Source organism: Ideonella sp. FW305-24, assembly GCF_058788035.1.
The window spans coordinates 367876-390588 of sequence record NZ_JBYTAI010000005.1; the positions used below are offsets into that span (position 1 = coordinate 367876).

Consider the following 22713-nt stretch of genomic DNA (forward strand, 5'->3'; position numbering starts at 1 on the left):
TTCGAGCGCCTCTTGCGCGCGGTTCAGGGTGCGGTGGCGTACTGCAGCTGATGGGTGGCAAAACCCATGGCCTTGGCCCGGCGGGTCAGCGCCTGCAATGCCGCCTGCGAAACTTGCGGCTGGCGCGCAAGCACCCACAGGTGGTCGCGCGAAGGGGTACCGATCAGCGCGACCTGGTAGTCCGCGTCCAGCTCCAGCACCCAGTAATCGGCCCAGACCATGGGCAGCCAGCGCAGCCAGCCCGGCGCGAAGCTGACCTTGAGCTGCGCATTGCCAGTGCCAGGCACGACCCTGGCCACGCCCAGGGCTTCACGCAGCTCGCCGTTGGCGCCCGCGCAGCGGTTCAACACCACCACGCGCTCACCTTCCAGGCGGTAGTTCGCAGTGGGCTGGTGCACGCAGCTGGCCTCGAAGGCCAGGGGCAGCCGCGCCACCTCGTACCAGGTGCCCTGGTAGCGCTTGAGGTCGACCGAGGGCACGCTGCGCACCGCGATGGCCGGCGGGCTGCTTGGCTCGCCGCTGGCCGCGCCGGCGCTCGCAGGTGTCTCAGCCCGGGCCTGGCGCTGCCACAGCCACAAAGTGCCCAGCGCCGCCGCGGCACCGAGCGCCAACGGGAGCAGCCGCGGCACGCCTGCAGCAGCAGGACCGGCACCAGAAGCGGCCCAGGCGTCATCCGGCACTTCGACATGCGCCATCAGCGATCTCCGGTTTTGGCCAATGCCGGCTCTGCCGGGCGCATCGCGGCACGCTCGCGCTCGTTGCCAGAAGGCGTCTGCGCGTCCAGCCCGCGGTCGGGCGACTCGGCCACCTGCGGCATGTCACCCTCGTGTTCGATCATCTCTTCGATGATGAAACGGCCATAGAGCTGGGCCCGCTCTGCGCCCAGGGGCTTGACCAGGTCCGCGATCTCGCGGGCGTGGTCCGTGCCCTTGGCCTTGACGACCAGCCAGTGGTAGCCGCGCTCGGCCAGCGCCTGGTGGGCCTTGATCAGGTTCAGCTCCTGGCCGATGGCGGCGATGCTGCTGGCGCAGGCCAGGTCGTGCTCGATCTGCTGCAGCATCGCGCGGGCGGTGTAGAAGTGCACATCGCCTGGCGGCAGCCCGGTCTGCTCGATGGCCGCGCGCGCGGCCTGGGCCTGGTCGGCAGAAGGAAACGAGATCACGACATGGCCCACCGGTTTGAAGACGCCAAAGCTGGTGGGATGCTCGGTGTTGCTCGTGCTGCTGGTGGTGCTCATGTCCTGCCCTTTCTACGGCGAAGCTTGCCCTTGTGCCGGGCAAGCGATGTGCCGGCCTGGCCCTTCAGTGGCGCTGCCTCATGCGCCAGCAGGGCCATCAACTGCCGCTCGGCCAGGCTCAGGCCACGCTGCGGCGGGGGCGATTGCAGCCAGTCGCTCGCCAACAGCTCGCATGCAGCCTCGGCTTCGCACAGCGCCAGCACCGCGGGGTGCACGTAGCTCTTGCGGCAGACCGCCGGGGTGTTGCCCAGCCGCGCGGCCACTTCGGCCACCACCGCGCCCAGCGTGCCGCGCGGCAGGCAGCCTTCGGCATGGCAGTGCGCCAGCAGCAGTTGCAGCGCCAGCACGCTGCCATGCCAGGTGCGGAAGTTCTTGGCAGTGATCTTCGCGCTGGTGGCCCCGCCCGTGGCCTCCTGCAGCCAGCGGTTGACATCGGCAGAACCGACGCGGTGCGGCTCCCCGGCCTCGTCCAGGTACTGGAACAGCTCCTGGCCCGGCAGCTCGCGACAGCGCCGCACGATGCGGGCCACGCGCGGGTCGCTGAGCGCCAGCGCATGGCGCACGCCGCTCTTGCCCTGGAAGCTCAGGCGCAGTGCGTCGCCCTGCAGCCGGGCATGGCGGTTCTGCAGCGTGGTCAGGCCGTAGGAGCCGTTGTCGCGTGCATAGGCCTCGTTGCCAATGCGCACCCAGGTCGTGTCCAGCAGCCGCACCAGCGTGGCCAGCACACGCTCACGGGTGGGCGTGTCGTCGCCCCCCAGCCGGCGCCGCACCTTGTCGCGCAGCTGTCCCAGCGCCATGCCGAACAGCTGCAGCGCTTCGTACTTGGACTCGCCACGCTCGCGCTGCCATTGCGGGTGGTAGCGGTACTGCTTGCGGCCGCGCGCGTCACGGCCGGTTGCCTGCAGATGGCCTTCAGGCAGCGGGCAGATCCACACGTCCTGGTAGGCCGGCGGAATGGCCAGGCTGCCAATGCGCGCCAGGCTGGTCTTGTCGCGCAACAGGCGGCCTTCTGCGTCGCGGTAGCGGAAGCGGCCGGCCACGCCTTCGCGGCGCAGGCCGGGCATGGTGTCGCTGACCCAGCACAGCTGGCAGGCATCCGCCTGTTCCCGCTCTCCAGCCGCGCGCCCGGGCCGGCTGGAGCGGGTGGCTGCCATGCTGCTGCAGGCTCAGGCGCGCAACGCGGCCGAGCCGTCGTCCTCGTCCGCCGGCTCGGTGTCGGCCGCCACCGCTTCTGCCGCAGTCGAAGGCTCGGCCTTGTCGGCGGTCGGTGAACCGGCAGCGGCACCGGACTCGGCCGCATAGTCCTTGAGCCGGTTGTAAAGCGTCTTCAGGCTGATGCCGAGCACGGCCGCGGTGCGTTCCTTGTGGTGGTGGAAGTGGCGCAGCGTGGCCAGGATCAAGGCCTTCTCGGCCTGGGCCATCGAGCTGCCGACCGGCACCACGATCTGCTCGCCAGCAGCCGGGTCGTGCAGCAGCGCGGCAGACGGGGCCGGCACGACATCGGCCAGCGCGTGCGGCGTGGGCGCATCGGCGGCCGGCAGCCATTCCTCGTCGATGTCCTCGTCCAGCGCCATCACATAGGCGCGTTGCACCACGTTGCGCAGCTCGCGCACATTGCCCGGCCAGCGGTAGGCGGACAGGCGCTCCAGCGCCCGCGGCGTGAAGCGGCGCTGCGCACCTTCTTCCTCGCCGATGCGGGCCAGGAACTGCTCGGCCAGCAAGGGCACATCGCTCAGCCGCTCGCGCAGCGGCGGCAGCGCGATCGGGAACACGTTGAGCCGGTAATACAGGTCTTCGCGCAGCTTGCCTTCGGCCACGGCCTGCAGCGGCGGCCGGTTGGACGCGGCGATGACGCGCACATCGGTCTCCTGCGCCTGGGTGGCGCCCACGCGCATGAAGCGCCCGGTCTCCAGCACGCGCAGCAGCTTGACCTGCAGTTCCATCGGCATCTCGGTGATCTCGTCCAGGAACAGCGTGCCGCCACTGGCGCGCTCGAAGAAGCCCTGATGCTGGCGCTCGGCGCCAGTGAAGCTGCCCTTCTCGTGGCCGAAGATCTCGCTCTCGAACAGCGTGGGCGAGATGGCGCCGCAGTTGACCGCCAGGAATGGCTTCTTGCGCCGCCGGCTCAGCTCATGCACCGTCTGCGCCACGACTTCCTTGCCGGTGCCGCTCTCGCCGGTCACGAAGACGGTGATGCCGGTGCCGGCCACGCGGGCAATCTGCTGGTAGACCCGCTGCATGGCCGGCGAGCGGCCCCACAGGCTGCCGAAATGGCCGCTGCGGGCCAGCTCGTCGTTCAGGTCGGCCACCTCGGCCTGCAGCACCGCCGGCTTCATGTAACGAGACAGCACGCCTTGCAACTGCTTCATGCCGATGGGCTTGACGAGGTAGTCCGCCGCGCCCACGCGCAGCGCCTGGATGGAGGTGTCCAGGCTGGCGTGGCCGGTCACCAGCACCACTTCCGAGCGCGCCACCAGCTGCGCATCGGAGCTGAACAGCTCCAGGCCGCTGCCGTCGGGCAGCTGCAGGTCCAGCAGCACGATGTCGGGCCGCTGCAGCGCCAGCTGGCGCCGCGCCTCGGCCAGCGAATGCGCCAGCGAAACGGTGAAGTGTTCGCTCGCCACCAGCGCGCGCAGCGAGGTCGCGGCGTCTACATCGTCATCAACAATCAGGACATGGGCCACGGGGGGTCGCTCTCAAGAAAACAAGGGGCGCTACCGGCGTGCAAGGTTGCGCCATGGGCAGCGTCGCCACGCACGGCCACGCTGCATCTGGGGATGCACAACCCGTTTTTTACGCGGCTTTGGCCCCGCGGCTTGTAGGCGGGGAACGCGTCTTCAGGGCGGCCAGAAGCCCGACGACGCCCGATGACGCCCGGCTCAGCCCAGCGGCAGCCAGAGCCTGAAGCAGGTGCCCTGCGGGCCTGCTTCGGCCTCGGCCCTGCCGCCCTCGGCCTGCGCCAGGTGGCGCACCAGCGGCAGGCCCAGGCGCTGGGCAACGCCGCTGCCGGCTGCCAGCCCTGTCGCCGCGGGTCTGCCGGCCCAGTCGAAGGCCAGGGACGGCTCGGCGCCGCCGGGGCCAGCCTGCACCTGCAGCACGATGCAGGCCTGGCCTTGCAGCGTGCTGGCGCCCAGCCGCGCCGGGCCGGTGGCGCCCTGCAATGCGTGGCGCAGCAGGTTGCCCAGCATCAGCGCCAGCCGGCCGGGAGCCACCCGCAGCAACAGGGCTTCCGCCGGCAAGGCCAGCACCAGGGGGTGTGCCAGCGGCTGCAGGCTCGCCAGCACCGCCTGCACCGCCTCGGCCAGTGCCACTGGTGGCGGCCGCGGCTCGGGGGCCGAGGAGGGCGGCGCCTGGCTGCACAAATCGCCAAGCGCCTGCAATTCGTCCAGCAAGGCTTGCAGCCGGGCTGTCTGGCGGTGCAGCAGCGCCACCGCGTCGGCCCGCAGCCGAGGCTGTTCGCCGCCGCGGTCCAGCAGGTGGGCGGTGTTCGAAATCACCCCCAGCGGGCCGCGCAACTCGTGGCCCAGCAGCGCCAGCAGCGGCCCGGCAGGCAACACCGGTGGCGGCGGTGCTTCGCGGGCAGGGTCGGCGCAGGGCGGCAAAGGCGGCGGTGGGCGGGTCATCGGGGCGGGGTTTACCACGCTTTGGGCGACGGCAACGCAGGCACGCCGTTCGCCCTGGCAAGCCAGGGGCTGCGCACGCACGCCGGCCCCGCTGCAGAGACCTGGCTGGGAAAGTCCAAGCGCCATGCTGTTTCCGTTGATCCGTAACCGACCCTGGTGGCTGCTGGGCGCCTTGCTGCTGCCCGCAGGCCTGGCCTTGACCTGGTGGATGGGCGCCAGCGCCGCGGCCGGCCCGCCTGGCCTTTCCGCCGGCAAGCACTCCGCCATCTACTGGCCGCTGGCCGCGATGGCGCTGGCCTTGTGGCTGGCGTGGTGGGGCCAGCGGCGCTTGACGCAGCCGCTGCGCCGGCTGCAGGCCAGCCTGCGCGCGCTGCAGGCCGGCCTGCCGCTGCCGGCCGGCGGCACCGGCCTGGCCGCGCTGGACGAGCAACTGGGCGCGCTGGCCCTGGCCGCCGCAGCCTCGCGGGAGGCTCAGCAACAGTTGCAGCAAAGGCTGGAAGCTGCCCAAGCCCTTGCTCGCGAAGCCGAGCAGCGGGCCACCCAGCGCCAGCGGCTGGACACGCTGGGCCGGCTCGCTGCCGGCGTGGCGCACGACGTGAACAACCTGCTGGGCGTGATCAGCAACAGCGCCCACCTGATCGGCCGGCTGGCGCCGCCGCAGAGCCCGGTGGCACAGCCGCTGGCGGCCATCCTGCGCTCGGTCGACAGCGGCAGCCGGCTGACCCAGCGCCTGCTGCACCTGTCGGACCGCCACCCGCTGCAGCCGCTGCCAGTGGACCTGGCGCGGCAGCTGGACGAATCCGGCGAGGTGCTGCGCAGCGTGCTGGGCCGGCGCATCACGCTGCGCTGCAGCGTGGCCGCCGGCACCTGGCCCGTGCAGGTCGACCCCGACGAGCTCGAACTCGCGCTGGTGCAGCTGGCACTGAACGCCCGCGACGCGGTGGCCCAGCAAGGCAGCGTGTGGCTGCGCGCGCGCAACGCCGGCCCGCAGGACTGCGCAGGCCTGCCGGCCAGCGCCACGCGGGCGGTGCTGATCACGCTGGACGACGACGGCTGCGGGCTGGACGAAGCGCTGGCCGAACGTGTCTTCGAGCCCTTCTTCAGCACCAAGCCGCTGGGCGAAGGCACAGGGCTGGGCCTGACCCAGGTGCAGGCGTTTTGCGCGGAAAGCGGCGGGCTGGCACGGCTGGCCAGCACGCCGGGGCTGGGCACCACCGTCTCGCTGCTGCTGCCGGCCGCCCGCACCGCCGCCGCAGCGCCGGCCCGCCGCGGCGGCACCGAGGAGCCCATGGCCGGCACCCGGGTGCTGGTGGTGGACGACAACGAGGAGCTCGGCCAGACCACCGGCCTGCTGCTGAGCTGCTATGGCTGCGAAGTGAGCTGGGCCGCGAATGCCGCCGAGGCGCTGCAGAAGCTGGAAGACGAGCCTTTCGACGCGGTGCTCAGCGACGTGGTGATGCCGGGCGGCATTGACGGGCTGACGCTGGCGCGCATGCTGCGGCGCGAGCGGCCAACGCTGCCGGTGGTGCTGATCAGCGGCTACAGCGCGGCGCTGGCCGAAGTGCAGGACTTCATCGTGCTGCGCAAGCCCTGCGCACCCGGCCCGCTGCTGGCCGCGCTGCGCCGGGCCATGGCAGAAAAAGCAACGCAGCGCGAAACCCGGCGGTAAGCACTGCGGCAAAGCATTCCACGCCCCATCTGCGCCCAACACCACCGAAAACACCTTCAGAACCACAGCCATCCCCAACCTGCAGCCGATGGGCACACGGCTTGCCGAACCTGGGACAGCGGCCCGCAACGGGCAATCTCGCAACCGAAAACCGGAAGGACATCATGGACAAGAACGACATCACCAAGACCCTGGATCGCCTCGTTGAAACCAGCAAGGACGGCGAATTCGGCTTCCAGGCCTGCGCCGAACACGCCAAGGACGCGGCGCTGCGCCAGAGCTTCCTGACCCGTGCGGCCGACTGCCGCCAGGCGGCCTCCGAGCTGCAGAGCGTGATCCGCACCATGGGCGAAACGCCGGAAGACGGCGGCACCGCCGGCGGCGCCATGCACCGCGGCTGGGTCGCCGTGAAGGGCACGCTGGCCGGCTACACCGACCTGGCGTTGCTCGAAGAAGCCGAGCGCGGCGAGGACGTGGCCCTGGGCGCGTACCGCAAGGCCTTGAAGGAAGACCTGCCGGCGGACATCCGCATGCTGGTCCAGCGCCAGGCCGACGGCGCCCAGCGCAACCATGACCAGATCCGCGCGCTGCGCGACCAGGCACGGGCCATGAAGGTGTAAGCCTCTCGCACCGCCTGCCGGCAGGCCCGGCAGTCCGACCCCAAGGCCCGCGCGAGCGACTGACCGCTTTCGCGGGCCTTGTCATGTCCGGCCTTGCCGCAAAATGCGGGCTGGATGGATCCACCGGCAGGCGCCCCGCGCAGCCGGTTACCGGAGAACGCGATGGAGTGGGAACGAGGCCGGCGCAGCGACAACGTGGTCGAGGCCGATGACGATGGTGGCAACGGCGGCGGTGGCGGCTTCCGCGTGGGTGGCGGCACCGGGCTGGGCATTGGCGGCGTAGCCGTGGTGCTGGTCATCAGCCTGTTCACCGGCATCAACCCGCTGCAGCTGCTGGGCCAGATGTCCGGCGGCAGCAGCGTGCAGCACCAGGCGCCGCCACCGCGCGAAGCCCACACCTCGCCGGCTGCGAAGAACCCGCAGACCGAGTTCGTGCGCGCCATCCTCGGCGACACCGAGGACACCTGGGGCGCGATCTTCCGCGCCAGCGGCAAGCAGTACCGCGACCCGACGCTGGTGCTGTTCAACGGCGGCGTGAACTCCGCCTGCGGCTACGCCCAGTCGGCGGTCGGCCCGTTCTACTGCCCGGGCGACCAGCGCGTGTACCTGGACCTGAGCTTCTTCCACGACATGGAAACCCGCTTCGCGGCCTCCGGCGACTTTGCGCGGGCCTACGTGATTGCCCACGAAGTCGGCCACCATGTGCAGCGCCTGCTCGGCACCTCCGCCAAGGTCGACCAGGCACGCCAGCGCGGCGCCCGCATGGAAGGCGCCAATGGCTTGTCCGTGCGCATGGAACTGCAGGCCGACTGCTACGCCGGCGTCTGGGCCAACAATGCCCAGCAGCGCCTGCACTGGCTGCAACCGGGCGACCTGGAATCCGCCCTGCGCGCGGCCACGGCCATTGGCGACGACCGCCTGCAACAACAGTCCCGCGGCCACGTCGTGCCCGACGCCTTCACCCACGGCAGCTCCGCCCAGCGCGTGAAGTGGTTCAGCACCGGCTACGACAAGGGCGACCCCGGCGCCTGCGACACCTTCGCGGCCAAGCAGCTGTGACGGCAACAGGCGATCTTCATGCGCGACTGCGGCCCGAGCTGCAGCCGGTCGGTCACCAGCTCGATCATCGCGGCCTTGCCTGAGGCCTTGGCGCGCGCGAATGCCGCGGGGAAGTCCACCTCGTGTTCGATGCGCTCGGCATGCGCGACAAAGGCTTGTAGGCGAAGGCGACGAAGTCCGGATTCACCAGCTGCGTGCCGGACACCCTGCCGGGGTATTCGCGCTCCTGGGGCATGCGGATGGGGGCGCGGGCGCTTGATCAGCTCGTAACCGCCAGAGGTCATCTCCGAAACCCGCGCAGATGCCCCCGCGTACCAATGCGGCCTGCCTGTGTTGGCACAAGAGCCCCTGGCGCGCCGGCCACCTCACCTCATCGGCTGACCGGTGCCGTGGCCAGCGCTTGTTGCAGCCGCAGCAGCAAGGCATGCATGTCGATTGGCTTGACCAGGAAATCGTCGAAGCCGGCTTGCTTGGCGCGCAGCCGGGTGTCCTGCGTCGAGTAGCCGCTGATGGCGATCAGGGTCATGTCGGGGCCGTACCGTTGGCGCAGCTCGCTCGCCAGGCCAAAGCCATCGAGGCCGGGCAGGCCGATGTCGACGATGGCGATCTCGGGCGGCTGGTCGATGGCGGCGGCCAGGCCTTGCGGCCCGTCGCTGGCCACCGTGCAGGCGTAGCCGTGCATCCGGCACAACTCGGCCATGGCCTGCAGCGCGTCGGCGTTGTCGTCCACCAGCAGCAGCCGCCGCTGTCGCGGGGCGGTCTCCGGCGCCGGCGTGAACAACGGCGGCTCCTCGGTTGCGACAGCGGGCTTGGCAACGGTCGGCAGCGTCAGGATGAATTCACTGCCCAGGCCCAGCCCGGCACTGCTTGCACGGATGCTGCCGCCGTGGTCCGCGGCCATGCGCTGCACGATGGTCAGGCCAATGCCCAGGCCGACGTCCTCTCGCGCCAGGCTGTTCGGTGCCTGCGTGAACAGCTCGAAGATCTTCGGCAGCATCGGTGCATCGATGCCAACGCCGTTGTCCTTGACGCTGATGTGCACCACCGCGTCGGCCGGCGTGATGCCGATCTCGATCAGGCCGCCTTCGGGCGTGTAGCGCGCGGCGTTGTGCACCAGGTTGCTGATCACCTGCTTCATGCGCACCAGGTCGACATCGACAAAGGCCACGTCGTCCAGGGCCGGCACGCGCAGCCGGTGCTGCTTCGCATCGACAAAGGCCCGCGTCATCTCGATGGCCTCGAATACCAGCGAGCCGACGCCGACCACGGCGCGCTCCAGTTCGACCTTGCCGCGCGAGACGCGCGAGACGTCCATCAGGTCGTTGACCAGCTTGGTCAGCTGGGTCGCCTGACGGCCGATGGTGTCGCGGTACTTCCCGACCTCGGCCATGCTGAGGTCGCGCTTGCGCCGCATCACCTCGATGCTCATCGAGATCGCCGCGAGCGGGTTGCGCAACTCATGGGCCAGCATCGCCACGAATTCGTTCTTGCGCTGATCGGCCAGTTCCAGGTCGTGCTTGCGCTGGCGCAACTCGTCCAGCGCGTGCAGCATGTCGCGGTTCTGCTGCTCAAGCTCCTCGTGCGGGCTCTGCTGCTGGGAGCGCAGCAGCTCATCGATGCGCTGGCCGATGTCGGCGGCCGCCAGCCTGGGCGCCGTGCGCGGCAGCAGCATTTCCATCGACACGCTGGCCCCACCGCCGGGCGGGGTCTCGATCCAGAAGGCGTCCACCAGGCGCTGGCTGCCGTGCAGGCCGCCGGCCCTGTGCAGCGCGCCGATCTCGCCATCGGCCCAGATCGAAGCCGGCATGCCGGGGCCCTTGTCCGCGACCCGGATCAGCACCGATTGCGCGCCCGGCAAGGTGGCCGAATCGCCGACCAGAAAGCTCACCGTGGCGGCACCGGCATGCTGCAGCGCATTGCGGCCAATCTCCGACACGGCCGTGGTCAGGCGCGTGCGCTGCAGGGCTTCGAGGCCGAACAACTCGCCGACCTGGCGACACCGATGCCGCAGCATCACCAGGCTCTGGTTGGTCTGGATCCTGACGGTCAAAACAGCGATCTGCATCATTGGCCCTGGATGACGACGACGGTGGCGTCGTCCGTGTTGCGAGCGAAGTCCCGGTGCAGCACGGCCGCAATCAGCAAGGGATGGCAGGCCAGCAGGCCGGGATGCCTGGCCAGGCTCCAGCGGGAGCTCAGGCCATCGGTGTTGAGGATCAGCGTCGAGCGGGGCACCCAGGCGACCGAAGACTCGCGCGCCCTCTGCACGCCGTAGCCGACCGTGCCATCGCTCGAACTCAGGCGCACCGCCACGCCCTGGGTGTGGACCACCGCACTGATGTTGCCCAGGCCGGCAAAACGCAGCGTCTGCGCATCGCCATCGATGCAGGCCACCGCCATCACCGCACCGCGTGTCGACAACAAGGCCTGATGGGCCAGCTGCACGACCTGGGCCGGACCGACGTCGCGCACGCAGCGGTGGAAGGTTTCGATCGCGGCGTGCGCCGCCTCTGCCGCCTTCGGGCCATGGCCAAGGCCGTCGACCACCGTCACCGCGATGGACGGGCCAAACCGCAGGCAGGACCAGCTGTCGCCCGACACGATCTCGCCGCGTATCGGCGTCATCCGGCTGCCGACGACAAAACCATCGTCCCCTGGCGCTGCAAGCCTCTTTTCCTGCAAGCGCACCAGCACGGCAGTGCCCAGCCCGGGCGCGGTGTAGACATCGAACAGCGCGGCGGCGCGGCGCATGGTGCCCAGCCCGATGCCCAGGCTGCCACCGGTGGAAAAACCATCCTTGGCCGCGGCTGTGAAGTTGGCAATGCCCGGGCCGCGGTCCAGCGCGACGATGTCCAGCCCGTAGGCCATGCCATTGGCCGACAGCGTGCTCAGCCAGACCTCGCCCCGCTCTGCGTACTTGAGGATGTTGGTGCACAGCTCGGACGTGACCAGCGATGCCTGCGCGATCAACTCAGGACTCAGGCCCATCGTCTGGCCGAGCAGGGCCGCGGCACGACGCACCTCCGCAATGCGGCTGTGGTCGTCGACGGTTACCGTCGTTTCCACTGCACGATCCGCACATGCGTGCCCGCGCCTGGGCGGGAAACGATCTCGAATTCATTGACCAGGCGCTGGGCACCGCCCAGCCCCAGGCCCAGGCTGTTGGCGGTGGTGTAGCCGTCGCGCAGCGCCTGCTGCACGTCGGCAATGCCAGGCCCCTGGTCCTCGAAATCGAGTTGCAGGCCTGGCTTGCCGTCGCGCTGCAGGTCACGCATGGTCATCGTGCCGCCGCCGCCATGCACGAGCACATTGCGCGCGAGCTCGCTGGCCGCCGTGACGAACTTGGTCATCTCCAGCGTCGACAGGCCGATGGCCATCGCACGCGCCTGCACCAACCTGCGGGCCGCGCTGACTTGTTCAGACGTGCGGATCTCGACCACGACAGCGTCGGTCACGGTGCGGCGACGATCCTTCCGGGCTCGTCCAGAGAACGCCGCAGCAGTGCCAGGCCCTTGTCCACGTTCAGCGCCGTGCGCACGCCGGCCATGGTCATGCCGAGTTCGACCAGCGTGATCGCCACGGCCGGTCGCATGCCGACCAGCACCATGGTGGCATCCATGATGCCCACGATGGCCGAGATCTGCGACAGCATGCGGCCAATGTAGGAGTCGACGATCTCCAGCGCCGAGATGTCGATCAGCACGCCGTGCGAGTTGGTCTTCAGCAGCTTCTGGGTCAGGTCGTCCTGCAGGCTCATCGCGAGCTCGTCGTGCAACTCGACCTGGATGGAGACCAGCAGGAAGCTGTCGACCTTGAGGATGGGAATGTGGTCCACCGGGCGCGGCCTCTAGTTGCCGGCCTTCAGCGGCTCGGCGCGCTGCACGCTCTGCCCGGTCTTGCGCAAGGCCGTCTGCAGCGCGCCGGCCAGGGTGGCCTTGGTGATGACACCGTCGAGGTTGACCCCGAGGTGAACAATCGTCTGCGCGATCTGCGGGCGGATGCCGCTGATGATGCATTCGGCCCCCATCAGCCGGGCGGCCGCCACCGTCTTCATCAGGTGCTGGGCGACCAGCGTGTCAACGGTCGGCACGCCTGTGATGTCCAGGATCGCCACGGTCGCTTCCTTCTCGACGATGGCCTCCAGCAGGCTCTCCATCACGGTCTGGGTGCGCTCGCTGTCCAGCGTGCCGATCAGCGGCAGCGCGAGGATGCCCTGCCAGAGTTCGACCACCGGCGTCGACAGGTCCAGCAGCTCCTGGTGCTGCCGCTCGATGACCTGCTCCCGGCCGTTCTGGTACGCCTCGATGCTGAACAGGCCCAGCTTGTCCAGCATCAGCGAGACGGCCCAGAGTTCACTGCTGAGCCGCTTCGGGTCGTCCGCAAGCGACTCGCGCAGCGCCACGAACAAGGGCTGCTTCAGCGAGAAGACGAAGGTGGCGGTTTCGGTGGGGCTGAAGCCGGCCACGGCGCGGTCACGCGACAGGTCGGTCAACAGCGCCCGCACGTCGTCCCATTCGGTGCCCGCCATGTCGGCGTCGCTGGACCTGCGGATGGCCGCCGCAAAGGCGGCGAGGAAGCTGCGCGCTTGCGCTTGCGTGTCGCCGCTGCCGGGACTGCCATGACGCCGCACTTCCTGCAGCGCGCCAGTCCAGTCCTGCAGAATCTTGCTTTCGTGCTGGCGCAGTACCCACGCCAGCCCTTTGTCGTCTTGCATGCTCTGCTCCGTGGACACAAAAAAAGGCCGCGTCATCGCAGCCGTGCCTTGATTATGCATGTCATGCATGAACGAGCAGGTTTTGACAGCGGCAAGGCGGGTCTTTCACAGGCCGCTCCTCACGGCAAATGCCCCAGCACCTGCATCGCCGGCTGCAGCTTCTGCCGACCGTGCCGCGCCATGCCGGCCCAGCGGTCCGGCGCCTTCAGGCGGGCGGCGATGGTGGGGACTGTCCAGTGGTCGCCGCCGGTCAAGGTCGGCAGCTCTTCCCAGTCGACGGGGACCGACACGCCAAGCCCCGGCCGGGCGCGGGCGGACCAGGCGCAGGCAGTGGTGGCGCCGAAGCCGTTGCGCAGGTAGTCCACGAAGATCTTGCCGACGCGGTTCTTCGGCCCGCTCTTGGCGACGAAGCGCTGCGGCAGGGTGCTGGCCAGGTGCTGGACGATGGCCTTGGAGAAGGCCTTGACCGCTTCCCAGCCCAGGTCCGGCTGGAACGGCACGACCACGTGCAGGCCCTTGCCACCGCTGGTCTTCAGGAAGGCGGTGAGCTTCAATTCGTCCAGCATGGCATGCACCAGCTGGGCGGCTTCCTGAACCTGCGGCCAGGCCACGCCTTCGCCGGGGTCGAGGTCGAAAGTCAGGCGGTCCGGCTGGGCAATGGAAGCTTGGCCCTCGACGCTGCGCACGCGGCCGTTCCAGGCATGCAGCTCGATCACGTTCATCTGCACCGCGCCGAGCAAGGTGCGGGCGCTGGCCATGGTCACCAGCGGCGCATGGCCCGGGTCCAGCGACGGGTCCAGCTGGGTCAGCCCGGGGATCTTCAGGCCGGCTGCGTGCTTCTGGAAAAACAGCTGGCCGCCCACGCCTTCGGGGCCGCGCACCAGTGCCAGCGGGCGGTCCTCGCAGAGCTTGAGCAGTCGCGGCGCGACGGCGGCATAGAACTCCGCCAGCTGCTGCTTGGTGGTGCCGCTCTTGGCGTCGATCACCCGCGAGGCATGCGTGAGCTTCAGCCCGGCAGGCAGCTTCCCGCAGGCACGGCCACTGGCTGGTGGCGGCAGCTCGGAGGTTTTCTCCGGCGCAGCGGCCGCCAGCTTGCCGCCCTTCACCGCCACCGGCTGCTCGTGCACGATGGCGCCTGCCGGCTTGTCGCTGCGCAGCGCGTGGAACACGCCGTGGCGCACCCGGCCCTGGCCGGTCCATTCGCTGAACGAGACCTCGGCCACCAGCTTGGGCCGCACCCAGTGCACACCGGCCTTGATGCCCGCCTCTTTCAACTCGGCCGCGCTCAGCAACAGCGGCGAACGCGTGCTTTCCAGGGCCTGCAGCTGCGCGGCGAGCTTCTTCAGCGTGGCGGTGTTGAAGCCGCTACCGACATTGCCGGCGTATTGCAGCCTGCCTTCGCGGTCGTGCACCGCCAGCAGCAGCGCGCCGAAGCCGCTGCGGTTGCCCTGCGGGTCGGTGTAGCCGACGATGACGAACTCCTGGCGCTGGGTGCACTTGAGCTTGAGCCAGTCGGCCGAACGGCGCGAGACATACGGCGCGTCGGCCCGCTTGCCGATCAGCCCTTCCATGCGCAGCTGGCAGGCGGTGTGCAGCAGTTCGCCAGGCGCGGCGTCGAAGTCCTCGCTGAAGCGCAGCGGGCCGTCGCCAGGCAGGCCGGCCAGCAGCGTGCGCAGGCGCTCGCGGCGCTGCAGCAGCGGCAACGCGCGCAAGTCTTCGCCATTCAGGAATGGCGCGTCGAACAGGTAGTAGACGACCTCGCCGAGCTTGCGCGACTCGAAGGCGTCCTGCAGCGCCTGGAAGCTCGGTGCGCCGTGTTCGCCCGCGGCCTGCACGATCTCGCCGTCCAGCCAGCCGCTGGCCAGGTCCAGCTTCAGCAGCGCGCGCTTCAGGTGGGGCAGCTTGGCGGTCCAGTCGTGGCCGCTGCGGGTGAACAGGCGCAGATCGTCGCCGTCCCGCCGGGCCAGCAGGCGGTAACCGTCAAACTTCATCTCCCAGCGCCAGTCGCCGCTGGTTGGCGCGGCACTGGCCAAGGTGGCCAGCTGCGGCGCGAGGGACAGCGGCAACTCCGTTGCCGCTGCCTTGGCGGCCCGGGTGATCTTCTTCGTAGCCGCCTTGGCCGCAGGTGCGGGACCAGCGCCCACCGCATCGCCGCTCAGCACGCTGTCGGGCTGCTCGCTGACCACGTCGAACTCGGCCGCGGGCCGGGCCGCATCGTCGCGTTCCTTGATCAGCAGCCACGGCGCCTTGGTCTCGTCGGCCCGACCGCGCAGGCGCACCAGCGTCCAGCCGCCACTGAGCTTTTCGCCGTGCAGCTGGAACTTGAGCTTGCCTTCGCGCAGGCCGGCACGGGCGTCGCCCACCGGGGTCCAACTGCCACGGTCCCAGACGATGACGCTGCCGGCACCGTACTGGCCTGCCGGGATGGTGCCCTCGAAGCCGGCGTAGGCCAATGGATGGTCCTCGACCTGCACGGCCATGCGCTTGTCGTGGGGATCCAGGCTGGGACCCTTGGGCACCGCCCAGCTTTTCAGCGTGCCGTCCAGCGCGAGGCGGAAGTCGTAGTGCAGCGCGCGGGCGGCGTGCTTCTGGATCACGAAGGGCAGCGCGACCTGCTTCGCGCGCGGGATGTGCTCGCCCGAGGGTTCGCGGGTCAGCTCGAAGTCCCGCTTCTTGCGGTAGTCCTGCAGCGGGTCGCTGCGGTGTTGGTCGTCGCCCATGAACAACCTCTCAGGCCGCCTTGCGCCGCGCGGGCTTGGCGACAGACTTGGTGCTTGGCCTGGCCGCTGCGCCGCGCTTTGGCTTGGGCTTGGCGGCCGCGGTTTCCTCGGCCTCGGCCTCGGCCTTCGCCTTCTCGCCTGCTTTGCCGCGCCCGCCCAGGCTGCGCTTGAGCAGTTCGGTCAGGTCCACGACGTTGCTCGGCGCACTGCTGTCGGCAGCCGCTTCCAGCGGCGTGACGCGCTCGGTGTCGCCGGCTTCGGACTTCTTTTGGATCAGCGCCATGATCGCGGCGCGGAACTGGTCGGCGTAGTCCTCGGCCTTCCACTTCATCGTCATGTCGGCGATCAGCGCTTCGGCCATCTTCATCTCGCCGGCGGCCAGCTTGTTGGCCGCCGCGCCTTCGGGCGGAAAGGCCAGTTCCTCGGCCGGGCGGATCTCGTTGGGCCAGCGCAGCGTGTTGAGCATCAGTGCCTCGCCGCTGGGAATGAGCGCGGCCAGGTGCTCCTTGGCGTGCATGACCACGCGCGCAATGCCGATGCAGCCGGCCTTCAGCATGGCCTCGCGCAGCAGCGCATAGACCTTGCCAGCCTTGCCGATGGGCGCCAGGTAATACGGCTTCTCAAGGTAAAGGAACGGAATCTCGACCGCGGTGACAAAGGCCTCGATGGCAATCGTCTGCGTGCTCTGAGGGTAGGCGGCCTGGATCTCCTCGTCGGACAGCAGCACGTAGTCGCCGTCTTCCAGCTTGACGCCGCGCACGATGTCTTCCTTCCTGATCTCGCGGCCGGTGCGCTTGTTGACGCGCTTGTAGCCCACCGGGTCCATGCTGCGCTTGTCCAGCCAGTCGAAGTCGATGTCGTCTTCGCGCGAGGCGGGGTACAGCCCCACCGGTACATGCACCAGCCCGAAGCTGATGGCGCCTTTCCAGATCACCCGTGCCATGCCAAGCTCCTCAGGGGCCGACGGGGCCCGTGCAGCGGCCAGTGCGGCCCCAGAGCCTGCATGCTGGCCAAGGCCGGCGCCACACGCCAGCGGCCTAGCGGCAGAGCTGGCGTAGGCCAGGACCTACGAAAGCGCATGGCTAAACTCCGCGCCGAAGACCGCGCGGCGCTGCCGATGCGCCCACACCCGAAAGGATCGAATGAGAAGCTCCCACCCCAGCGCGCACCCGGTGCGGACCTGGCGACGCCGGATGTCAGTGGTGATGGCCTGGAGTTCGTTGCTGCTGTTGGCTGCAGCCGCAACGGCAGCGGAGGAGCCCGCACCGATAGAGGCGCACGCAGTGTTCACGCCGCAGGCAGTGCCGGGCAGCGATGGCTTTGTGCACCTGGCCTATGAGCTGGATGTCACGAACTTCTATGCCGGCACCGGCCCGCTGAATCTCGGCCTGCTGGAGGTCTTTGCCAACGGGGCCAGCAAGCCCCTGGCCAGCTTCAGCGGCGCAGCGCTGGCCGGGCTGCTGGGCCCGGGCAAGGCACTGGACGCCGACAACAGCCTGCCCATAGAGGCCGGCATGCATGCCGTGCTTTTCGTCTGGCTCACGCTGCCCAAGACCCAACCCCTGCCGGCGCTGCTGCAGCACCGCCTGGTGTTCAAGACTGCAAAAGGCCAGACGCAGGTGGCCACGGACGTGCCGGTGGCAGTCAACTCGACGCGGCCGGTCGTGATCGGGGCACCGCTGCGGTCCAACGCCAAGGCCGTGCAGTGGCTGGTCGATGAAGGCCCGGGCCATGCGCAGTCGCACCACTGGGGCAGCCTGGTGGCGGAAAACGGGCGCCTGACGATTCCTCAACGCCATGCCATCGACTTCTTCGGCCTGGATGCCAAGGGCCACGCCATCACCGTGCCGTCAGACAAGCTGGCGAGCAGCCTGCCTGGCGACTGGACCGGCTTCGATACGGAGGTTGTGGCGGTGGCAGACGGCGTGGTGCGCAACGCGCGCGACGGCGTGCCGGACCACCGGCCACTGGCGCCGATGGAACAGCCCACCGAGATGACGGCGGAGGCGCTGTACGGGAATTTCGTGATCCTGGAGATTGCACCCCACGTCTTCGTGCACTACGCGCACCTGCGCCAGGGCAGCCTGCGCGTGAAGACCGGCGAACGCATCAAGCGGGGCGCCCCACTGGCACGGCTGGGCGTGTCCGGCAGTGCCGGGGCGCCCCATCTGCATTTCCAGGTGGCCAGCTCGGCGGGATTCGCCCCGTCACAAGGGTTGCCGTTTGTCTTCGAGCGCTTCACCTTGACGGGCCGAGGCAGCGAAGGCGACATGCTGGACCTGTCGAAGGACGCCTCACTCGACCACCCGGTCGGCATGCGAGGGGTGATGCCGCTGCATGGCGACCTGATCGGCTTCTAGTTCGGCTCATCGCCCTGTCAGACAGGTCTTACAGCAGGCCGGGTTGCCGATCCCTGGCAGAGGTGGCCCCCGCTTTGCCACACTGGGATCAGGGTGCCTAGGGCAGCCCGCACTGCCCACCATGCCCCACACCCTGAACGCCTATTTGGTCGAGGACAGCCGCCTGATCCGCGAGAACCTGACGGCTGCCCTCGAAGAAATGGCGGCGGTGAGGATCGTGGGCTGGGCCGAGGGTGAGTCCAAGGCGGTCGCGTCGCTGGCGGCATTGAGCGCCGCGCCGGCAGACCATGAACTGGACCTGGTGCTGATCGACCTGATGCTGCAACAAGGCTCGGGTCTGGGTGTCCTGCGTGCGGCCTGCGGCAAGGGCCCGGGCCGGCATGCGCGCTGTGTGGTGCTGACGAATTACGCAACGCCGGACATGCGGCGCGAGTGCCTGAAACTCGGCGCCGACCGGGTGTTCGACAAGTCCAACGAGATCGATGCGCTGATTGACTATTGCCTGTCGCTGGCCAAGGCCGGCCCGCCACCAACGGCGGCAGCAGCACCCGTTTGATCCGGCAAACAAATGGGGTCAGCAAACAAATGGGGTCAGAGTCAATTTATCTTGAAATACCTCAATGCGAAGTCGCACGTGTGCCGAGATAAATTGACTCTGACCCCATTTGCGTAGATTGGCGAAGGTGCCACGCACCCAAGAAACTCGCGCCCCCGGGTCTACTCACTCACCAGCTGCCGATACACCTCATTCGACACATCCGCCAGCACCTGCCGGCCGGCGTCGGCGGTGATCGCGTAGCCGTAGGCGCCGTCCACCCAGTAAAAGACATTGACCCTGCCTTCGCGGGCGAAGCGGAAGGCAGTGGTGGACATGGCGCTGGCGGGCACACCGGCGTGAGCCGGCGCCGAGGCCGCGCCGGCGGGGCCGAGTTCGTTGGAGACGTAGACGGTGAGCTTGCGGCCTTCGCTGTCGCGGTACATGAACTGCGCGACCGGGCCCTGCCCGCCGGGCAGCAGCCGGCCGCCTTCGAGCGCGTAGCCCTGGGCCTGCAGATGCGGCGGCCTCATCGCCGCGCCCATGCGGCGCGAGAGCCAGGTGCTGAGCTGTTCCTCGTGCGCAGCGTCCAGCTCCACAGCGCGGCGCTGGTCCGGGCTGAAGACGGCATGCGCCACCGCGGCGCGGCGGGCGAAACCTTCGGGCGAACGGGCGGCGGCCAGCGCCAGCGCGGTCGCATCGCCACCTGCCGGCAGTGCGCTGCGCATGCCCCAGCCGGCGCCGGTGCCCAGCAACAGCAGCGCCAGGCCCGCAACCCAGCGCTGCGCATACCAAGGCTGGCGCGGCGCCGCAGCGCGCAGCAGCCGGGCCGGCGCGGCTTCGTCCAGCACCGGGTCGAACAGCGCGCGCAGCGCGGCCTTCTGGCCCCGGTAGTCCGCCAGGCGCGCGGCTTCTTCCGGGCGTGAGGCGAGGTAGGCCTCGATCTCCCGCTGACGTGCGGCCGGCAGCTGGCCGTCCAGCCAGGCGTGCAGCTCGGCTTCGGTGACCGGCGTGTCCGCGTCTTCGGGCCTCATTTGACGACCTTCAAGGTGGGCCGACCCGCGACAGCAGCCGCGGACAGCACCGGTTCGTTCATCAGCTGCCGCAGCCGCTCGCGGCCCCGCGACAGGCGCGACATCACCGTGCCCATCGGCAGGCCCAGCGCCTGCGCCACGTCCGCATAGGCCATGTCTTCCAGCGCCACCAGCAGCAGCACTTCGCGCTGCTCGGCCGGCAATTGGGCCAGCGCGCTCGCCAGGTCCCGCAATGCCAGGCCTTCGGTTTGACGCGCTGGCTCGGCCTGCTCCGGCAGCGCCTCGCCTTCGGCCAGTGCCACGATGTTCAACCGGCCGCGGCGGTGGCCGTCCACGTGCAGGTGGTGCATCAGGCTGAACAGCCAGGCCCGCATGTCGGCCACGCCGCGCCACAGCCCGGCCTTGGCCCAGGCACGCTCCAGCGTGTCCTGCACCAGGTCGTCGGCATCGTCACGGTTGCCGGCCAGCGCCCGCGCATAGCGGCGCAGGCGCGGCAGCCAGGTCAGCAGTTGCTGCGGGTCGTCGTGCTGCACGTGCGGGCGCGGCCGTCCAGGATCATTCCGGAATGATGTGCCAGACGTCCTTGAACTTGTCGCCGCTGCGCTCGCCGGCGGCCTTGTCGGCCTCGTAGTAGTACAGCGGCTTGCCCTTGAAGGCCCATTGCTTTGCGCCGTCGTCGCGCGTCACCAGCGTGTAGTCGCCGCTGGGCGTGTCGCCTGCTGCGGCCACCAGCGGCGGCCAGAGCTTGGCGCAAGGGCCGTTGCAGACGCTCTTGCCGCTGCCGGCGGTGTCCTTGTCGAAGGTGTAGAGCGTCATGCCGTTCGGGCCGACCAGCGCGCCCTTGCTGAAAGCCGGTGCGGCCGCCTGGGCCAGGCCGGCCAACGCCATCAGGCTGCTCATCAGCCCGGTCGTGAACACCAGGCGCCAAGTGGTCTGCATGCGAATCTGCGTCATCAGAATGTCTCCCATCGGTGAGTGAACCGCCCCGCCCCCATGGCGCGGCAGCCGCTCACTTTGACGCAGACGGGCCCGGCGCGGGGTTTATTCCACCGGCCGCGAAAAATTTCCCGGCGGCTCGGCACCACGCAACGCCATGCCTTCGCTCGGCCAGGCCTGCTGGCCGGCTTCACCGAGCAGGGCTTTCAGCGCCGCGAGCGAACGCGGCTCGACGACAGGTGTGGGGTTGTGCGCCGCGCGGAATTCGGCGGCCATGCGGTAGGCCGCCTGGCGGATGCGCATGATGGCGCCCAGCGGCCGGTGCGCGGCCAGCGCATGCCAGGGGCTGAAGGACATGCCATCGTCGATCGCCACCGACAGTTCCCGGCTCCAGCCCGGCTGAGGCCCGGCGCGCAGCATGGCCACCGGCACATACGGGCTCAGCACCTCGGACCACGGCTCGGACGGATCTTCCAGCGGCATGCGGGCCAGGTCGGTGCACAGCTGCACGCGCAGCTCCCATGCGCCGCCCTCGCGGGCGAAATGCGCCTCCACCGCCAGCCGCAGCGCGTCATGGTGGGCGTCCAGGTCGACCGGGTGCTGGCGCAGCGCGAGCAGCGAATCGTCCACCGGCACCAGGCAGAACTTGGCCATGTAAGGGCCCCACAGCACCGGCAACTGGCCGTAGTAGCGGTCACCCAGCGGGTGCGTGGGCGGATGCGCGCCCAGCGCCTTGAGCGAGTTGAGCTCGGTGTCGGCCTTCTCGGCCCAGCGCTCCAGCCCGCGCAACACCACCGAGAGCGCCTGCTTCAGGCTGGGCAGCCTGTCGGTCGTGGCGGCCACCAGCTTCACGCTGCGCAGGAACTGGCGCGCGCTCTTGGCGCTGAAGTTCGGGCTGTCGACCATCAGGAAATCCTGCGTGGTGTCGCCCTCCGAGCCCGGCACCCGGTCCCCCGGCACGCCCACCAGCTTCAGCGCAAAACCGCGCGGCGTGGACACTGCGTCATGCAGCAGGTCGCCCGGAATGGTCGACAGCCGCATCACCGCCGGATAGCGCCCCGGCTGTGAGAACACGCCCTGTGCATAAGCCGGCGGCAGCTTGTCCAGGACTTCCATTTCCCCCAGCAGCAGCCCGTGGCTCTTGGCATGTACCGAGCGGTACGCGTGGCCTTCATCCTTCAGCACCTTCTCGCTGATGCCGCGCATCGCCGCGACCAGCGCCTCGCCGGTCTTCTCCTCGTCTTCTTCCAGGAACTCGAACGAGGGCTGGTAACGCAACGGTTGCAGCGTGAACGGATCCGGCAGCTTGGGGTCATCCAGCGTCGAATCGTGTGTGGCGTGCGCAGCGGCAGGCAAAGTCATGCGCGGCTCCTCGGCAGTGAAACTGCGCCAGCCTAGTCTTCCGCCAAAGGGCCGGACGTAGGACGGCGCCGCGATCACGCCAAGGTCCCTTACATCCTTCTCGAACAGCAACACCCGCCCGGCGCCGGGGGAATCGACAATCGCCCCGCACCCACATCCGAAGTCCCCCAGCTGATCACATGCGCCTCCATCCCCGCCTCCTGGCCACCGCGGCACTCACCTTCTGCGCCACCCTCACCGCCCCAGCCCGAGCCCAGGACATCACCGTCAGCTGTGCAGAAAGAGGAAAGCCCGGCCCCATGGCCCAGCCGCTGCTCGAAGAGGTGAACCTCCTACGCACCAACCCGAGGGAATACGCCAAATTCGTCGAGGAGCGGCTGCGCAACATGGACGCGCAGGGCTTCTACAAATCGGAGGGCGTGTCCTACGCCAGCGTGGAAGGCCGCACCGCCGTGGCGGAAACCATCGCGTTCCTCAGGAAGGCACAGCCGGTCAAGCCACTGGTGCTGTCGAACTGCCTGTCCAACGCCGCGCAAGGCCACGTGGCCGAACAAGGCCCCGAAGGCGCCACCGGCCACTACAGCGCAAACGGTGCCAGCCCTTCGGACCGCGCCACCCGCCACCTGTCCGGCACCGCCTACTGCGGTGAAAACATCAGCTACGGCATGCCCACGCCGCGCGACGTCGTCATCCAATTCGTGGTGGACGACGGCGTGCCCACCCGCGGCCACCGCGAAAACCTGTTCAAGGACGACTACAAGTCCGTGGGCTTCGGCTTCGGCCCGCACAAGAAATTCGGGTTCATGGCGGTGGAATTGATGTGCATGAATGCCATTCGGTAGAG

22 protein-coding genes are annotated in these 22713 nt (G+C 69.3%); 6 read left to right on the forward strand and 16 right to left on the reverse strand.

What is annotated here, in order from left to right; genetic code table 11:
* Nucleotides 1-23: 23 nt before the first annotated feature.
* The 5 genes from AC3WR5_RS16255 to AC3WR5_RS16275 form a co-directional block, all read right to left on the reverse strand.
* Nucleotides 24-695: a lipocalin family protein gene (locus tag AC3WR5_RS16255; protein ID WP_492485735.1), complete on the reverse strand. Its 672-nt coding sequence runs from the start codon at nucleotides 693-695 to the stop codon at nucleotides 24-26.
* Entirely contained in the window at nucleotides 695-1237 is a 543-nt protein-coding gene (locus AC3WR5_RS16260; protein ID WP_231010147.1) for a hypothetical protein, read from the reverse strand. The genes AC3WR5_RS16255 and AC3WR5_RS16260 overlap by 1 nt, the downstream gene beginning before the upstream one ends.
* Entirely contained in the window at nucleotides 1234-2391 is a 1158-nt protein-coding gene (locus AC3WR5_RS16265; RefSeq protein ID WP_492485736.1) for a DNA topoisomerase IB, read from the reverse strand. The genes AC3WR5_RS16260 and AC3WR5_RS16265 overlap by 4 nt, the downstream gene beginning before the upstream one ends.
* Nucleotides 2392-2403: 12 nt before the next feature.
* The gene (locus AC3WR5_RS16270) at nucleotides 2404-3921 is read right to left on the reverse strand and encodes a sigma-54-dependent transcriptional regulator (protein ID WP_492485737.1); all 1518 of its coding nucleotides are present in this window, start codon (nucleotides 3919-3921) and stop codon (nucleotides 2404-2406) included.
* Between the two features lie 195 nt (nucleotides 3922-4116).
* Nucleotides 4117-4860, reverse strand: a complete 744-nt coding sequence (locus AC3WR5_RS16275; RefSeq protein WP_492485738.1) for a sensor histidine kinase — start codon at nucleotides 4858-4860, stop codon at nucleotides 4117-4119.
* 124 nt (nucleotides 4861-4984) lie between these two features.
* On the opposite strand from AC3WR5_RS16275, the gene AC3WR5_RS16280 reads away from it, so the two are divergent.
* The 3 genes from AC3WR5_RS16280 (at nucleotide 4985) to ypfJ (ending at nucleotide 8208) form a co-directional block, all read left to right on the forward strand.
* The gene (locus AC3WR5_RS16280; protein WP_492485739.1) at nucleotides 4985-6529 is read left to right on the forward strand and encodes a response regulator; all 1545 of its coding nucleotides are present in this window, start codon (nucleotides 4985-4987) and stop codon (nucleotides 6527-6529) included.
* Between the two features lie 164 nt (nucleotides 6530-6693).
* Nucleotides 6694-7149 carry a PA2169 family four-helix-bundle protein gene (locus AC3WR5_RS16285; RefSeq protein WP_170200897.1) on the forward strand — a complete coding sequence of 152 codons (456 nt, stop codon included), beginning with the start codon at nucleotides 6694-6696 and terminating at the stop codon, nucleotides 7147-7149.
* 162 nt (nucleotides 7150-7311) lie between these two features.
* The gene (ypfJ, locus tag AC3WR5_RS16290; RefSeq protein ID WP_492485740.1) at nucleotides 7312-8208 is read left to right on the forward strand and encodes a KPN_02809 family neutral zinc metallopeptidase; all 897 of its coding nucleotides are present in this window, start codon (nucleotides 7312-7314) and stop codon (nucleotides 8206-8208) included.
* A gap of 370 nt (nucleotides 8209-8578) precedes the next feature.
* Here ypfJ and AC3WR5_RS16295 read toward each other — a convergent pair whose 3' ends face one another.
* The 7 genes from AC3WR5_RS16295 to ku form a co-directional block, all read right to left on the reverse strand.
* Nucleotides 8579-10273, reverse strand: coding sequence for an ATP-binding response regulator (locus AC3WR5_RS16295; RefSeq protein WP_492485741.1), 1695 nt, complete (start codon nucleotides 10271-10273; stop codon nucleotides 8579-8581).
* The gene (locus tag AC3WR5_RS16300; protein ID WP_492485742.1) at nucleotides 10273-11274 is read right to left on the reverse strand and encodes a SpoIIE family protein phosphatase; all 1002 of its coding nucleotides are present in this window, start codon (nucleotides 11272-11274) and stop codon (nucleotides 10273-10275) included. Before AC3WR5_RS16300 ends, AC3WR5_RS16295 begins: the two co-directional genes overlap by 1 nt.
* Entirely contained in the window at nucleotides 11259-11663 is a 405-nt protein-coding gene (locus AC3WR5_RS16305) for an anti-sigma regulatory factor (RefSeq protein WP_231010142.1), read from the reverse strand. The genes AC3WR5_RS16300 and AC3WR5_RS16305 overlap by 16 nt, the downstream gene beginning before the upstream one ends.
* Entirely contained in the window at nucleotides 11660-12043 is a 384-nt protein-coding gene (locus tag AC3WR5_RS16310) for an STAS domain-containing protein (protein ID WP_141288070.1), read from the reverse strand. The genes AC3WR5_RS16305 and AC3WR5_RS16310 overlap by 4 nt, the downstream gene beginning before the upstream one ends.
* A gap of 12 nt (nucleotides 12044-12055) precedes the next feature.
* Nucleotides 12056-12922, reverse strand: a complete 867-nt coding sequence (locus AC3WR5_RS16315) for an STAS domain-containing protein (protein ID WP_492485743.1) — start codon at nucleotides 12920-12922, stop codon at nucleotides 12056-12058.
* A gap of 119 nt (nucleotides 12923-13041) precedes the next feature.
* On the reverse strand, nucleotides 13042-15642 hold the full coding sequence (ligD, locus tag AC3WR5_RS16320; RefSeq protein ID WP_492485744.1) for a DNA ligase D: 2601 nt from the start codon (nucleotides 15640-15642) through the stop codon (nucleotides 13042-13044).
* A gap of 10 nt (nucleotides 15643-15652) precedes the next feature.
* The gene (gene ku / locus AC3WR5_RS16325) at nucleotides 15653-16585 is read right to left on the reverse strand and encodes a non-homologous end joining protein Ku (protein ID WP_492485745.1); all 933 of its coding nucleotides are present in this window, start codon (nucleotides 16583-16585) and stop codon (nucleotides 15653-15655) included.
* Nucleotides 16586-16835: 250 nt separating this feature from the next.
* Between ku and AC3WR5_RS16330 the strand changes: the two genes are divergently transcribed.
* Together AC3WR5_RS16330 and AC3WR5_RS16335 are read left to right on the forward strand one after the other, a co-directional pair.
* On the forward strand, nucleotides 16836-18002 hold the full coding sequence (locus AC3WR5_RS16330; RefSeq protein ID WP_492485746.1) for a peptidoglycan DD-metalloendopeptidase family protein: 1167 nt from the start codon (nucleotides 16836-16838) through the stop codon (nucleotides 18000-18002).
* Between the two features lie 121 nt (nucleotides 18003-18123).
* The gene (locus AC3WR5_RS16335; protein ID WP_141289868.1) at nucleotides 18124-18558 is read left to right on the forward strand and encodes a response regulator transcription factor; all 435 of its coding nucleotides are present in this window, start codon (nucleotides 18124-18126) and stop codon (nucleotides 18556-18558) included.
* Nucleotides 18559-18719: 161 nt separating this feature from the next.
* On the opposite strand, the gene AC3WR5_RS16340 is transcribed toward AC3WR5_RS16335, so the two are convergent.
* The 4 genes from AC3WR5_RS16340 to AC3WR5_RS16355 all read right to left on the reverse strand — a co-directional run bounded on the left by AC3WR5_RS16340 (nucleotide 18720) and on the right by AC3WR5_RS16355 (nucleotide 21869).
* The gene (locus tag AC3WR5_RS16340) at nucleotides 18720-19571 is read right to left on the reverse strand and encodes an anti-sigma factor family protein (protein WP_492485747.1); all 852 of its coding nucleotides are present in this window, start codon (nucleotides 19569-19571) and stop codon (nucleotides 18720-18722) included.
* Nucleotides 19568-20104: an RNA polymerase sigma factor gene (locus AC3WR5_RS16345; protein WP_141287941.1), complete on the reverse strand. Its 537-nt coding sequence runs from the start codon at nucleotides 20102-20104 to the stop codon at nucleotides 19568-19570. The genes AC3WR5_RS16340 and AC3WR5_RS16345 overlap by 4 nt, the downstream gene beginning before the upstream one ends.
* Before the next feature lie 22 nt (nucleotides 20105-20126).
* Complete coding sequence (locus AC3WR5_RS16350) at nucleotides 20127-20525, reverse strand: COG4315 family predicted lipoprotein (protein WP_492485748.1); 399 nt, start codon at nucleotides 20523-20525, stop codon at nucleotides 20127-20129.
* Nucleotides 20526-20612: 87 nt separating this feature from the next.
* Entirely contained in the window at nucleotides 20613-21869 is a 1257-nt protein-coding gene (locus AC3WR5_RS16355; RefSeq protein WP_492485749.1) for a catalase family protein, read from the reverse strand.
* Between the two features lie 299 nt (nucleotides 21870-22168).
* Between AC3WR5_RS16355 and AC3WR5_RS16360 the strand changes: the two genes are divergently transcribed.
* The gene (locus tag AC3WR5_RS16360) at nucleotides 22169-22711 is read left to right on the forward strand and encodes a CAP domain-containing protein (RefSeq protein WP_492485750.1); all 543 of its coding nucleotides are present in this window, start codon (nucleotides 22169-22171) and stop codon (nucleotides 22709-22711) included.
* Nucleotides 22712-22713: the final 2 nt, after the last annotated feature.